Source organism: Pseudomonas sp. H1_F01, assembly GCF_054681425.1.
This window is the reverse complement of the sequence record NZ_CP162823.1, coordinates 4904259-4917266: the sequence shown is the minus strand read 5'-3', so window position 1 is coordinate 4917266 and position 13008 is coordinate 4904259. Positions and strand designations below refer to the sequence as shown.

The 13008-nt window shown below is 60.6% G+C and carries 11 protein-coding genes; 6 read left to right on the top strand and 5 right to left on the bottom strand.

Annotation, left to right across the window (positions count from 1 at the left end; genetic code table 11):
• Positions 1-91: 91 nt before the first annotated feature.
• On the bottom strand, positions 92-1438 hold the full coding sequence (locus AB4O09_RS22105) for a class II 3-deoxy-7-phosphoheptulonate synthase (RefSeq protein WP_460107517.1): 1347 nt from the start codon (positions 1436-1438) through the stop codon (positions 92-94).
• Between the two features lie 142 nt (positions 1439-1580).
• On the opposite strand from AB4O09_RS22105, the gene AB4O09_RS22100 reads away from it, so the two are divergent.
• Complete coding sequence (locus AB4O09_RS22100) at positions 1581-2336, top strand: spermidine synthase (RefSeq protein WP_003199402.1); 756 nt, start codon at positions 1581-1583, stop codon at positions 2334-2336.
• A 490-nt stretch (positions 2337-2826) separates the two neighbouring features.
• Positions 2827-4500: a DEAD/DEAH box helicase gene (locus AB4O09_RS22095; RefSeq protein ID WP_003199404.1), complete on the top strand. Its 1674-nt coding sequence runs from the start codon at positions 2827-2829 to the stop codon at positions 4498-4500.
• Between the two features lie 191 nt (positions 4501-4691).
• On the opposite strand, the gene AB4O09_RS22090 is transcribed toward AB4O09_RS22095, so the two are convergent.
• Positions 4692-5459, bottom strand: a complete 768-nt coding sequence (locus AB4O09_RS22090; protein WP_003199407.1) for a DODA-type extradiol aromatic ring-opening family dioxygenase — start codon at positions 5457-5459, stop codon at positions 4692-4694.
• Between the two features lie 104 nt (positions 5460-5563).
• On the opposite strand from AB4O09_RS22090, the gene AB4O09_RS22085 reads away from it, so the two are divergent.
• Entirely contained in the window at positions 5564-6217 is a 654-nt protein-coding gene (locus tag AB4O09_RS22085) for a thiopurine S-methyltransferase (RefSeq protein ID WP_003199409.1), read from the top strand.
• A gap of 326 nt (positions 6218-6543) precedes the next feature.
• Here the strand turns inward: AB4O09_RS22085 and htpX are convergent, their stop codons facing one another.
• The gene (gene htpX / locus AB4O09_RS22080; RefSeq protein WP_003199411.1) at positions 6544-7431 is read right to left on the bottom strand and encodes a protease HtpX; all 888 of its coding nucleotides are present in this window, start codon (positions 7429-7431) and stop codon (positions 6544-6546) included.
• A 301-nt stretch (positions 7432-7732) separates the two neighbouring features.
• Positions 7733-8944: a pyridoxal phosphate-dependent aminotransferase gene (locus tag AB4O09_RS22075; protein WP_003199412.1), complete on the bottom strand. Its 1212-nt coding sequence runs from the start codon at positions 8942-8944 to the stop codon at positions 7733-7735.
• Positions 8945-9164: 220 nt separating this feature from the next.
• On the opposite strand from AB4O09_RS22075, the gene msrB reads away from it, so the two are divergent.
• The 3 genes from msrB to AB4O09_RS22060 all read left to right on the top strand — a co-directional run bounded on the left by msrB (position 9165) and on the right by AB4O09_RS22060 (position 10689).
• The gene (gene msrB / locus AB4O09_RS22070) at positions 9165-9560 is read left to right on the top strand and encodes a peptide-methionine (R)-S-oxide reductase MsrB (protein ID WP_003199414.1); all 396 of its coding nucleotides are present in this window, start codon (positions 9165-9167) and stop codon (positions 9558-9560) included.
• A 185-nt stretch (positions 9561-9745) separates the two neighbouring features.
• Positions 9746-10231: a glutathione peroxidase gene (locus AB4O09_RS22065; protein WP_027912696.1), complete on the top strand. Its 486-nt coding sequence runs from the start codon at positions 9746-9748 to the stop codon at positions 10229-10231.
• Complete coding sequence (locus tag AB4O09_RS22060) at positions 10228-10689, top strand: MarR family winged helix-turn-helix transcriptional regulator (protein WP_027912695.1); 462 nt, start codon at positions 10228-10230, stop codon at positions 10687-10689. Before AB4O09_RS22065 ends, AB4O09_RS22060 begins: the two co-directional genes overlap by 4 nt.
• Here AB4O09_RS22060 and AB4O09_RS22055 read toward each other — a convergent pair.
• Positions 10673-12994 (bottom strand): hybrid sensor histidine kinase/response regulator, encoded by a 2322-nt coding sequence (locus AB4O09_RS22055; RefSeq protein WP_003199420.1) that lies wholly within the window; start codon positions 12992-12994, stop codon positions 10673-10675. The two genes, AB4O09_RS22060 and AB4O09_RS22055, sit on opposite strands and share 17 nt — an antisense overlap.
• Positions 12995-13008 lie beyond the last annotated feature (14 nt).

Below are 13008 nucleotides of genomic sequence, written 5' to 3'. Positions count from 1 at the left end.
GTGACCACAGGTTTTGTGTTCACAGCCGATCCAATGTGGGAGCGAGCTTGCTCGCGACAGCAATCCAGCAGGCACCGAAAGCCTTACTGACTCACCGCCGAACCTGCTTCAACGTCTCGGCAATCAAAAACGCCAGCTCCAGCGACTGATCGGCATTCATCCGCGGGTCGCAGTGGGTGTGGTAGCGGTCCGACAGCCCGTCCTCGGTAATCGGGCGTGCGCCGCCGATGCATTCGGTGACGTTTTGCCCGGTCATCTCGATGTGAATCCCACCGGCATAGGTGCCTTCGGCTTCGTGGACCTGGAAGAACTGCTTCACTTCACCGAGGATCTGCGCAAAGTCCCGGGTCTTGTAGCCGCTGCTGGCCTTGATGGTGTTGCCATGCATCGGGTCTGAGCTCCACAGCACTTGCTTGCCTTCACGCTGCACGGCGCGCAACAGCGGCGGCAAGTGTTCGCCGACCTTGTTGGCGCCCATCCGGGCGATCAGGTTCAGCCGGCCGGGGTCGTTCTGCGGGTTGAGCACGTCGATCAGGCGGATCAGGTCGTCGGGATCCATACTCGGGCCGACCTTGACCCCGATCGGGTTGTTCACCCCGCGCAGGAATTCGACATGGGCGCCGTCCAACTGACGGGTGCGGTCGCCGATCCACAGCATGTGGGCCGAGCAGTCGTAATAATCGTTGGTCAGGCTGTCACGGCGCACGAAGGCTTCTTCGTAATTGAGCAGCAACGCTTCGTGGGCAGTGAAGAAACTGGTTTCGCGCAGTTGCGGCGAGCTGTCCATGCCGCAGGCGCGCATGAATGCCAGGGTTTCGTCGATGCGGTCGGCCAGGTGACTGTACTTTTCCGCCAGGGCCGAATTGGCGATGAAGTCCAGGTTCCACTTGTGCACCTGGTGCAGGTCGGCGAACCCGCCCTGGGCGAAGGCGCGCAGCAGGTTCAAGGTGGCGGTGGACTGGTGGTAGGACTGCAGCAACCGCTCCGGGTCCGGTACGCGGCTTTTCTCGTCGAAACCGATGCCGTTGACGATATCGCCCCGGTAGGCCGGCAAGGTCACACCGTCGATGGTTTCATCATTGGCTGAGCGCGGCTTGGCGAACTGCCCGGCCATGCGCCCGACCTTGACCACCGGGCAGCCGGCGGCAAAGGTCATGACGATCGCCATCTGCAAGAGCACCTTGAAGGTGTCGCGGATCTTGGCCGCCGAGAACTCGGCAAAGCTTTCGGCGCAGTCGCCGCCTTGCAGCAGGAACGCCCGGCCCTGGGTCACCTCGGCGAACTGACGGCGCAACTCCCGGGCCTCACCGGCAAACACCAGAGGCGGATAGCTGGCCAGGGTCTGCTCTACCTGCAACAGGTGCGCGGCGTCGGGGTAGCGGGGTTGTTGCTGGATCGGCAGGGCGCGCCAGATGTCAGGGCTCCAGGGTTGGCTCATCATGATCTCTAGGTGATTTACGCTTGGACGGCCATGTTATCAGCAAATTAGTGCGTGACCTGCTCCGGTTGCTTCGCGGACAATCGCGCCTTTGTCCCGTATACGCAGGCTCAAGCCGGCACGGTCACCATCAGGAGATGAAATGACAGAGGAGCGCGTCGAGCATTTGCTCGCCGAGGTGCACGACGAGTTCGGCATGATTCGCGTATTCGAAGTGGCCGATTACCGGTTTCTCGAGTTTGGCGATGCGATCGAGCAGAGTTGCGTGTTCACAGCCGATCCGAGCTGGCTCGAATATGACTATACCCGCGCCATGCTCATCGGCGCGTTGTGTCACGAGCAGCCGGAAAGTGCGCTGTTTCTGGGGCTGGGCGCCGGTACGTTGACCCAGGCCTGCCTCAAGTTCCTGCCGTTGGAAGATGTCGAGGCCATTGAACTGCGCCCCGACGTGCCACGCCTGGCCATCGAATACCTGGGGTTGGATGACGATCCGCGGCTGTACATCCGCGTCGGCGATGCACTGGAGCTGCTTGAAAGCGCCGAGCCGGCGGACTTGATTTTCGTCGACCTCTATACCGATGTCGGTCCCGGCGTCGGGCACCTGGCCTGGGGCTTCCTGGAAAACTGCCAGAAACGCCTCAACCCGGGCGGCTGGCTGGTGATCAACCAGTGGGCCACCGATGACGGCAAGCCATTGGGGGCGGCGCTGTTGCGCGGCTTGTACCACCGGCATTATTGGGAGCTGCCGGTGAAGGAGGGCAATGTGATCCTCATCGTGCCGGCGGACCTGGATCAGGAGCTGGACATGCAAGGACTGGTCGCCAGGGCCGAAGGGCTGGCGCCGCGACTGGGCTATTCGTTGCAGTCGTTGATCAAGGCCATTCGCCCGGCAACGTGACACCCGTCCAAGGCGTGACAACCCCCCCTGTGGGAGCAAAGCTTGCTCGCGATGAACGCAACTCAGTACCTGCGCAAATCGCGGTGTCCGCATCGCGAGCAAGCTTTGCTCCCACAGGTAAAGATGAACCGTTTTAGCACCTCATCCCCGCAACGCTGGGCCTCTGCAAAACAAACGGTTGTACCGTTAACCCCTGGGCCTGTGACAGCGAGCCCCATAACGGTGTCTGGCAATAAAAAAAGCTCCCTTTTTGGGCGAATTCCGGTATAGTGCGCGCCGGCCTTTAGCCGGGCCGCGTCAAGGTAGCGCAATTCCCCGAAGTCAGCTTCGGTTGCATGTCCGCACAACGGATGCTTCCACGACGTTCTTTTTCATTCATTCGTTTTCGCAAATCCCCGCCGACAAAGCAGCCAGGGCGACTCTTGAGTCTCAACACGGCATGCGCAGCTTTGGAGCATGGGTCTTTGCGGATGCACTTAGAGGCAGACCCATGACCCAGGAAACCGGCGGCTTCGCCGCTTTTAATCTCAACCCGAACATTCTCGCTGCCGTCACTGCGACCGGCTACGAAGAACCTTCGGCGATTCAGCAGCAATCGATCCCGATCATCATGGCCGGCCACGACATGATTGGCCAGGCGCAAACCGGTACGGGTAAAACCGCTGCGTTCGCCCTGCCGATCCTGCATCGCATCGATCCTGCCAAGCGCGAACCGCAAGCCCTGATCCTGGCGCCAACTCGTGAGTTGGCGCTGCAAGTAGCAACCGCTTTCGAAACCTATTCCAAGCAGATGCCTGGCGTTACTGTTGTGGCCGTTTACGGCGGTGCCCCGATGGGCCCACAACTCAAAGCCATCCGTAATGGCGCGCAGATCGTTGTCGCCACTCCGGGTCGTCTGTGCGACCACCTGCGTCGTGACGAAAAAGTCCTGGCCACCGTGAACCACCTGGTTCTCGACGAAGCCGACGAAATGCTCAAGCTGGGTTTCATGGATGACCTGGAAGTCATCTTCAAGGCCCTGCCAGCAACCCGCCAGACTGTATTGTTCTCGGCCACCCTGCCGCAATCGATCCGCGCCATTGCCGAGCGCCACCTGCGCGATCCGCAACACGTGAAGATCCAGACCAAGACCCAGACCGTCACCGCGATCGAACAGGCTCACCTGCTGGTTCACGCTGACCAGAAGACGTCTGCCGTTCTCAGCTTGCTGGAAGTGGAAGACTTCGACGCCCTGATCATGTTCGTGCGCACCAAGCAAGCGACCCTGGACCTGGCCAGCGCCCTGGAAGCCAAAGGCTACAAAGCCGCTGCGCTGAACGGTGACATTGCCCAGAACCAGCGTGAGCGCGTGATCGACTCCCTCAAGGATGGCCGCCTGGACATCGTTGTGGCGACCGACGTTGCTGCCCGTGGCCTGGACGTTCCGCGCATCACCCACGTATTCAACGTGGACATGCCGTACGATCCGGAATCCTACGTTCACCGTATCGGCCGTACTGGCCGTGCCGGTCGCGAAGGCCGTGCGCTGCTGCTGGTCACCCCGCGTGAGCGCCGCATGCTGCAAGTGATCGAGCGTGTAACTGGCCAGAAGGTAGCTGAAGTTCGCCTGCCGGACGCCCAGGCCGTTCTCGATGCCCGCATCAAGAAACTGACCAACAGCCTGTCGCCACTGGTGGCTGACGCCGAATCGACCCACGGTGATCTGCTCGATCGCCTGACCGCCGACATCGGTTGCAGCCCTCGCGCCCTGGCCGCCGCACTGCTGCGCAAGGCCACCAATGGCCAAGCGCTGAACCTGGCTGCAATCGAGAAGGAACGTCCCCTGGTGCCGAACAACGCACCGCGTGGCGATCGTCCTGAGCGCACCGGTGATCGTCCGGATCGTGGTGATCGCGAGCGTCGTGCGCCGATCCCGCTGGCCGAAGGTCGTGCTCGCTGCCGTACCGCGCTGGGTGCCCGTGACGGCATCGCTGCCAAGAACCTGCTGGGTGCCATCCTCAACGAAGGCGGCCTGGCCCGCGAAGCTATCGGCCGCATTCAGGTGCGTGACAGCTTCAGCCTGGTAGAGCTGCCGGAAGATGGTCTGGAGAAGTTGCTGACCAAGTTGAAAGACACTCGTGTGGCTGGCAAGCAGCTCAAGCTGCGTCGCTATCGCGAAGATTGATCGGCTCTTGGGCTGATTGATCGAACATGAAAAATCCCCGACTGGTTCGGGGATTTTTTTTGCCTGTCGTTTGGTGTTCCTTCAGGTTGATTGGCGTTGTCCCATTCGCGAGCAAGCCCGCTCCCACAAGGTTTTGGGAGCGCCGAAAATCCAATGTGGGAGCGAGCTTGCTCGCGATTGAAGCGACCCGGTCAATCGAACCGATAGATGTCCATCCCCAGCGTCCCCATCGTGAACCCCGCATGGGCAACACTGAACTTGCCCCCTGCACCCCGGGCAAAATACAGCGGCAGCAAGTGCTCATCACTGGGGTGGCTGCGCACGGCGTTCGGTGCCTGGCGACGGTAATCATGCAGCGCGGTCTCGTCGTCGGCCGCCAGCTTCTCAACCATCCAATCGCGAAAGTCCTTGGCCCAGGGCTCGATGCTGTCGGGACCGGCGTTCCAGTCCAGGTCGCGCAGGTTATGGGTGATGCTGCCAGAGCCGATCAGCAAGATGCCCTGTTGGCGCAGGTTCGCCAGGGCCTGGCCGACCTGTGTCTGCAACATCGGTCCCTGGCGGCTGGGCAGGGAAACCTGCACCACCGGGATGTCGGCCTCGGGGTACATCAAGGACAATGGCACCCAGGCACCATGGTCAAACGGCCGTTGAGGGTCGAGGCGTGCCGGCAGGTCCGCGGCGTTGAGCATGTCCGCGACTTGCGTCGCCAGTTGAGGATCGCCAGGCGCGGGGTACTGCACCTCATACAGCGCCGGTGGAAAGCCGCCGAAGTCGTGCCAGGTGCGCGGCTGCGGATTGGCGCTGACCAGCAGTTCGTTACTTTCCCAGTGAGCGGACACGATGACGATGGCCTTGGGCTTGGGCAATTGAGCGGCCAGGCGAGCCAATGCCGGACCGCTGTCGCCGGGTTCCAGGGCGAGCATCGGTGAGCCATGGGAGATAAACAGGCTGGGCAGCATGAAGGGACTCCTGAGCGTTAAGATGGGGTCATCTTCCATCAGGTCAATGATCTAAATCTAATATAAGTTTTAACCCATTTTGATCGAATTTTCTGGAGTGAATCATGGAGCCCGAGTTTTGGCACAAGCGCTGGTCATCGAACCAGATTGGTTTTCACTTACCGGAGGTGAACCCCTACCTGCAACGTTTCTGGCCACAATTGGGATTGGCCCAAGGCAGTCGGGTGCTGGTGCCGTTGTGTGGGAAAAGCCTGGATCTGCTGTGGCTTGCCCATCAGGGCTACTCAGTGCTTGGCGTGGAGTTGTCGGAAAAAGCCGCCACGGATTTTTTCCTTGAGCATCAGCTTGAGCCGGTTGTGAGTGAAGAGGGCGCTTTCAGGGTGTTCCGTGCCGGTGATATCGAGATTCGCTGCGGTGATTTCTTTGCCCTGGGCCCGAAGGATGTGGTCGATTGCGTGGGACTGTACGACCGCGCCGCGCTGATCGCTTTGCCCCTGCCGATGCGCGAGCGGTATGCGGCCCATCTGCAGAAGATCTTGCCCAATGGCGTCGGATTGTTGATTACCCTGGATTACAACCAGGATGAAATGCCTGGCCCACCGTTCTCTGTCGGGGATGATGAGGTGCAGCGGCTGCTGGGGGATGCCTGGCGGCTGGAGGTCTTGCAGGAACAGGATGTACTGGGAGAGAGCTGGAAGTTTTTGCAGGCGGGTGTGAAGCGGCTGGATGAGCGTGTTTATCGGCTGTCCAGAGGTTGAAGCGTTGTTTGTGCTGATGCCATCGGGAGCATGCTTGCTCCCACATTTGATCTGCTGTGAACACAAAACCTGTGGTCACCCAAGTTCCCCTGTGGGAGCGGGCTTGCTCGCGAAGGCGGCCTGACGGGGTGGCCTGGATTTTGTTGATCGAGTACATATCCGTTACCGCAGTAATGGATATACACACGACCCATCAGGAAAAGGGCGAGTAGATTTTTCCAAAAAAAACTCCCCAAAAAAAGACGCTTCCCATTTCTGAAAGAAGCGCCGTTTTTTCCAAGCTGAACAGCATTACGCATTTCTGCGGGTTTTCTCTTGACTAACGATCAACCCCGACGACGCAGTGCGTCAATACGCTCTTCCAGCGGCGGATGGCTCATGAACATGCGAGCCAGGCCCTGCTTGATGCCACCGTTGATGCCAAAGGCATTCAGGGTGTCGGGCATGTGCACTGGCAAGCCTTGTTCGGCGCGCAGGCGTTGCAGGGCGCCGATCATGGCGCTGGTGCCGGCCAGGCGTGCACCGGCGTCGTCGGCGCGGAATTCACGCTTGCGCGAGAACCACATGACGATGGCGCTGGCGAGGATGCCCAGTACCAGCTCGGCGAAGATGGTCGCCACGTAGTAGGCGATGCCTTGGCCTTCTTCGTTCTTGAAGATCACCTTGTCGACGAAATTGCCGATGATGCGGGCAAAGAACATCACGAAGGTGTTCACCACGCCCTGGATCAGCGCCAGGGTCACCATGTCGCCGTTGGCGACGTGGCCGATCTCGTGGGCCAGCACGGCCTTGACTTCATCGGGCGAGAAGCGCTCGAGCAAGCCCTGGCTGACGGCGACCAGTGCGTCGTTCTTGTTCCAGCCGGTGGCAAAGGCGTTGGCCTCATAGGCCGGGAAGATACCGACTTCCGGCATCTTGATACCGGCTTCGCGGGACAACTGCTCGACGGTTTGCAGCAGCCATTGTTCGTGGCGAGTGCGCGGCTGGCTGATGATCTGGGTGCTGGTGCTCATCTTCGCCATCCACTTGGAGATGAACAGCGAGAACAGGGAACCGGCGAAACCGAACACCGCACAGAAAATCAGCAGCTGATTGAGGTTGAGATCAACCCCGTTGGCCGCCATGAACCCGTTGAAGCCGAAGAGGCTCAGGGTGATGCTGGCAATCAGCACGACCGCCAGGTTAGTGGCCAAGAACAGCAGGATGCGCATCATGGTTGTGAAAATCTCCTCGTGCTAAAGATGTAGCGTTATGCGGGGTATATAAGGTGCCGCCGCAGGCTATTCAACTCGCCGACTATTTCAAACTGTGTCCTACAGCCGTCCGAAATGTTTGAAAGACTTTTCTGAAAGTGACTGGGGAAAAAAATATGGCGCCTGCCCCCCGTGAACGTTGAGCCAGAGTGCCCGTTGGCTGTTCAACCCCTAGTGTAGAAGGCGTTGCGGAGTCGGCAGAACGGATGTGTTGCTGAATCAAACAGCGTGCGAGGCGAGGGCTCCCCGCACGCTGTCTGGCTTATTGGCGGTAGGACTTGAGGAAGTTGCCGATCCGGCCAATGGCCTGGTCGAGGTCATCGACCCGCGGCAGGGTCACGACGCGGAAGTGATCCGGCCACGGCCAGTTGAACGCCGTGCCCTGGACCACCAGTAGCTTCTCGGACAGCAGCAGGTCGAGGACGAATTTTTCATCGTTGTGGATCGGGCAGACCTTCGGGTCGATCCGCGGGAAGGCATACAGCGCGCCCATCGGCTTGACACAACTGACGCCGGGAATGTCGTTGAGCAGCTCCCAGGTTCGATTGCGCTGTTCCAGCAGTCGGCCCTGGGGCAGGACCAGGTCGTTGATGCTCTGGTAGCCGCCAAGCGCCGTCTGGATCGCATGCTGGCTCGGCACGTTGGCACACAGGCGCATGTTGGCCAGCATGTCGATGCCTTCGATGTAGCTCTGGGCGTGATGCTTGGGACCGGAAATGACGACCCAGCCTGAGCGGAAACCCGCTACCCGATAGGATTTGGACAGGCCGTTGAAGGTCAGGCACAGCAGGTCCGGTGCCAGGGATGCAGTGCAGATGTGCACGGCGTCGTCGTAGAGGATCTTGTCGTAGATCTCGTCGGAAAACACCACCAGGTTGTGCTGGCGGGCCAGTTCCAGCATGCCCAGCAGCACTTCCCTGGAATACACGGCGCCGGTCGGGTTGTTCGGGTTGATGATCACCAGTGCCTTGGTATTGGGCGTGATCTTGGCCTTGATGTCCGCCAGGTCGGGAAACCAGTTGGCCTGTTCGTCGCACAGGTAATGCACCGGGTTGCCACCGGACAGGCTCACGGCAGCGGTCCACAGCGGATAGTCCGGCGCCGGCACCAGCACTTCGTCGCCGTTGTTGAGCAGGGCTTGCATGGACATCACGATCAGCTCGGACACACCGTTACCCAGGTAGATGTCCTCGATGCCGACGCCTTCGACCTGCTTCTGCTGGTAGTACTGCATCACGGCCTTGCGGGCGCTGAACAGGCCCTTGGAGTCGCTGTAGCCCTGGGCGGTCGGCAGGTTGCGGATGACGTCCTGGAGGATTTCATCGGGCGCTTCGAAACCAAAGGGGGCCGGATTACCGATGTTCAGCTTGAGGATGCGATGGCCTTCCTCTTCCAGGCGTTTGGCGTGCTTGAGCACCGGGCCGCGAATGTCGTAGCAGACGTTGGCGAGCTTGTTCGATTTGCTGACCTGCATGGCGATGTGTTCCCGAAAATGAACGATCCAGGCGGCGTATGAACTACCGTACTGGGAATCCTGCGTCTGTGCCCAGGCCTGACGCGGTATAGGCGCCACAATCCGTTTGAATGCGCATGACGTGACTGCCAGACTGGCGTCTGACGAGGCGCAATCATACGTGCCGCCCGATCTGCGGAAAAGCGTCGGATCGGGCTTTTTCAATTGCCGAGGTAGGACGATGGAAAAGTTGGAAAAAACCCTTGAAGAATGGCGCTCCATGCTCGACCCGGAGCAGTACAACGTCTGTCGGCTGAAGGGCACCGAGCGGCCATTCTCCGGTAAATACAACGCCACCAAGACCGACGGCGTGTACCACTGCATTTGCTGCAACGAGCCGTTGTTCGATTCGCAGACCAAATTCGATTCCGGTTGTGGCTGGCCGAGTTTCTACGCGCCGATCGAGGGCAGCGCGGTGGTGGAGGTTCGGGACGTCAGCCACGGCATGATTCGCACCGAGGTGGTCTGCGCCAAATGCGACGCTCACCTGGGCCACGTCTTCCCCGACGGCCCGCCGCCCACGGGTTTGCGGTACTGCATCAACTCGGTGTGCCTGGATCTGGTCCCCCGGGAGTAATTCGGTGGAAGCAAAGCTTGCTCGCGAAACAGGGCCTCTCGATTTCTGAACGACCGTATCGCCTTCATCGCGGGCAAGCCTTGCTCCCACAGTTTGTGGTGTGGGTATTTTTGATAATTAAATTGCATGCAATTTAATTGCTCGCTATCTTCGCCGCCTGTCCTATATGTTTTCGGAGCCTTGCCATGAGCGATAACCTGTTGAGCATCCCGTGCACCACCATCAAGGGTGAGCAAAAGACCCTCGCCGATTTCGCCGGCAAGGCTGTGCTGGTGGTCAACACGGCCAGCCAGTGCGGGTTCACCCCGCAGTACAAGGGGCTTGAGGCGCTGTGGCAGACCTACAAGGACCAGGGCCTGGTGGTGTTGGGCTTTCCCTGCAATCAGTTCGGCAAGCAGGAGCCGGGCAACGAGGGGGCGATTACCGAGTTCTGCGAGCTGAACTTTGGCGTGAGTTTTCCGCTGTTCAAGAAAATCGAGGTCAATGGTGTCAACGCCCATCCCCTGTTCGTCCAGCTTAAGCAGCGGGCGCCCGGCGTGCTGGGGTCCAAAGGCATCAAGTGGAATTTCACCAAGTTCCTGATCGGCAAGGACGGCCAAGTGGTCAAGCGTTTTGCCCCGACCACCAAGCCCCAGGACCTGACCGGTGAGATCGAAGCGCTGCTCAAATGAATGACCTGTCAGTCGATTCGCTGAAGCTCGACAGCCAGTTGTGCTTCAAGCTGTACGCTGCTTCGCGCGCAGTGATCCGTGGCTACAAACCGATGCTCGATCAGCTCGGTCTGACTTATCCGCAGTACCTGGCGATGCTGGTGCTGTGGGAATGGCAGGACACGGCCCCACCACAGCCGACGGTCAAGGCCCTGGGTGAGCGTTTGCTGCTGGATTCCGGCACGCTGACGCCGCTGCTCAAGCGCCTGGAACAGCTGGACCTGGTCCAGCGCCAGCGTTCGGCCCGGGACGAGCGGGAGGTGCACTTGAGCCTGACGACTGCAGGGCGAGCCTTGCGTGAACAGGTCGCTCCGCTCAAGGCCCGCCTGTTGTGCGACAGCGGTATCGACCTGAACCGCCTCGGAACGTTGCGAGACGGTCTCGATCACCTGTTGGGCCAGATCAAAGCGCTGACGTAGTCGGCACCCACTGGTCCAGCACTGCCGCCAGTTCTTCGCGGCGGAATGGCTTGGACAGGTAATCGTTCATGCCGGCCGCGCGGCAACGCTCGCGTTCCTCGGGCATCGCGTTGGCCGTCAGGGCGACAATCGGCAGATCCGACCAGCGCCCGCTTTGGCGGATCTGCCGGCTGGCTTCGTAACCATCCATCACCGGCATGTTGCAGTCCATCAACACCAGGTCGAACACCCGTTGTTCCAGTTGATCCAGGGCTTCGCCGCCATGGGCCGCGACGGTGACTTCGCAGCCCAGCTTTACCAACATCCCCTTGGCCACCAGTTGGTTGACCGGGTTGTCCTCCACCAGCAGCACCCGTCCACGCCTGGACGGCGCCAGGGCTTCGATCTGTGCGTCATCGATGACGGTCGCCTCGCTTTGCATGGCGCGCCGCAGAATCTGGTATAGCGCATGGCGCGCCAGCGGCCGGGCCTGTTGTATCAGCGGGGCGAGGGCGGCGGCTTCTTCGCTGGGCATGAAGCTGCCATAGGCGGTCACCAGCAGGATCGGTGCGTCAAAGGTTGGCCGCAGGTTGAACAGGCATTCCGGGCAGTCGGTAATCAGTACGTCGGGTGTGAGCCCCAACAACCCGTCATCGATGGAGCGCTGCACATAATCCAGGCCCCATCCCGGCAACAGCATGCCCAGCAATTCGGCCAGGCCGCTGCTGCTGCCGGTGATGGCGACGACGTTGCCGCGCAACGGTTCGACCGGCGTTGCCGGGAGATGGCAGGGCAGGGGCAGGTCGGCACAGAACTGACTGCCAAAGCCGGCTTCGGAACTGATCGTCAACCGGCCCTGCATGGCTTCGCAGAGGTTGTAGGTCAGTGCCAGGCCCAGCCCGGTGCCACCGAACTGGCGGGTAATCCCGGCGCCGGCCTGGGTGAACGGTTGCAGGATTCTTGCCTGGGCTTCCTGGGGAATGCCGATACCCGTGTCGCAGATCTCGATGCGCACGCCGCCCTCGTAATGACTCAACTTCACGTCGACCCGGCCGAAGCGCGTGAATTTCAGTGCGTTGGACAGCAGGTTGCTGACGATCTGGCGCACCCGGGTCGGGTCGCCGAGTACTTGCGCCGGGAACTGCGGGTCGATCAGGCAGGCCAGTTCGACACTGGGGGCCGCGTTCTGGGAAAGCAGGTTGGCGGTATCCTCCACCAGGGAGCCGAGGTCGAACGGGATGTGTTCGAGCTCCAGTTGACCGGCGTCGAATTTCGACAGGTCGAGGATGTCGTTGAGCAGTTCGACCAATACCTTGCCCGAGTCATGGGCAATCGATAGCTGTTGCTGTTGTTCGGCCGTCAGGGGGCCGTCCAGGGACAGGGCGATCATTCCCAGCAGGCCGTTCAGCGGTGTGCGTATCTCGTGGCTCATGTTGGCGAGGAACGCAGAGCGGGCCTCGGCCATGTCCAGGGCCGTGCGCCGGGCCACTTCCAGTTCCTCGTTGGACTGGCTGAGGCGGGCGTTGCTGGCCTTGAGTTCGGCGGTGCGTGCCGAGACGATGTTTTCCAGTTGCGCGAGGTATTCGGTGAGGCGATTTTCGGCCGTGCGCCGCTGCTGGATTTCGGTGGAGATATTTTCGAACTGCTGGTTGGCGACGGATACCAGCACGCCAATTTCATCGGACTGGTGGCCGGTGGGGCATTCCAGGCGGCTCTGCTCGTTGCTGCTCGGGTCGCGGCTGCTCAGTTCGCGGATGACCCGCACCAAGGGCTTGGTCAGCATCACGTAGAACAGTGCCAGCAGCAGGCCCGTCAGGATCAGGCTGCGGGCGAAACCGTTGAGCAAGGTGACCTCGGCACGGCGCAGGAAACGACTGCCGAACGCAAAAGTGTCGACGTCCAGTCGCAGCATGCCCAGGGATTCGCTGGGCAAGTGATCCAGGTAGAGCCGGTCCTCGAACTGACGCTGGGCGCCGAACAGAAAGTCGCTGATGAACCGGTAGCTACTTTGCAGCTCGGGCCGCTTGACGCTGGCGAGCACCGTATTGTTGTTGTCGATCAGCTCGGCCCCGATGATGGCCGGTGAGCGCAGCAGGCCCATGGACAGCTCTTGGGCGAGCTCGGCGTCGATGTTGTAGGCGATGCGCGAGGCCGGGTTATGGCTGATTTCCAGCAGCGAGAGGATTTCACGGTTGATCGACGCGTCTTCGCTGGCATAATCGATGCCGATCTGCATCAGGCTGAGCAAGGTGCCCAACACGAAGCCCACCAGGACGGTCAGGCGGGCCTGCTTATAGGAAAGCCGTTGGGTGAATCTGATGTCCATTGAGTGATGAACCA

What these genes read in the sequence shown, in the direction of transcription:
- AB4O09_RS22105 (WP_460107517.1), bottom strand. Translation starts at nt 1,438, where the DNA reads ATGAGCCAACCCTGGAGCCCTGACATCTGGCGCGCCCTGCCGATCCAG.
- AB4O09_RS22100 (WP_003199402.1), top strand. Translation starts at nt 1,581, where the DNA reads ATGACAGAGGAGCGCGTCGAGCATTTGCTCGCCGAGGTGCACGACGAG.
- AB4O09_RS22095 (WP_003199404.1), top strand. Translation starts at nt 2,827, where the DNA reads ATGACCCAGGAAACCGGCGGCTTCGCCGCTTTTAATCTCAACCCGAAC.
- AB4O09_RS22090 (WP_003199407.1), bottom strand. Translation starts at nt 5,459, where the DNA reads ATGCTGCCCAGCCTGTTTATCTCCCATGGCTCACCGATGCTCGCCCTG.
- AB4O09_RS22085 (WP_003199409.1), top strand. Translation starts at nt 5,564, where the DNA reads ATGGAGCCCGAGTTTTGGCACAAGCGCTGGTCATCGAACCAGATTGGT.
- htpX (WP_003199411.1), bottom strand. Translation starts at nt 7,431, where the DNA reads ATGATGCGCATCCTGCTGTTCTTGGCCACTAACCTGGCGGTCGTGCTG.
- AB4O09_RS22075 (WP_003199412.1), bottom strand. Translation starts at nt 8,944, where the DNA reads ATGCAGGTCAGCAAATCGAACAAGCTCGCCAACGTCTGCTACGACATT.
- msrB (WP_003199414.1), top strand. Translation starts at nt 9,165, where the DNA reads ATGGAAAAGTTGGAAAAAACCCTTGAAGAATGGCGCTCCATGCTCGAC.
- AB4O09_RS22065 (WP_027912696.1), top strand. Translation starts at nt 9,746, where the DNA reads ATGAGCGATAACCTGTTGAGCATCCCGTGCACCACCATCAAGGGTGAG.
- AB4O09_RS22060 (WP_027912695.1), top strand. Translation starts at nt 10,228, where the DNA reads ATGAATGACCTGTCAGTCGATTCGCTGAAGCTCGACAGCCAGTTGTGC.
- AB4O09_RS22055 (WP_003199420.1), bottom strand. Translation starts at nt 12,994, where the DNA reads ATGGACATCAGATTCACCCAACGGCTTTCCTATAAGCAGGCCCGCCTG.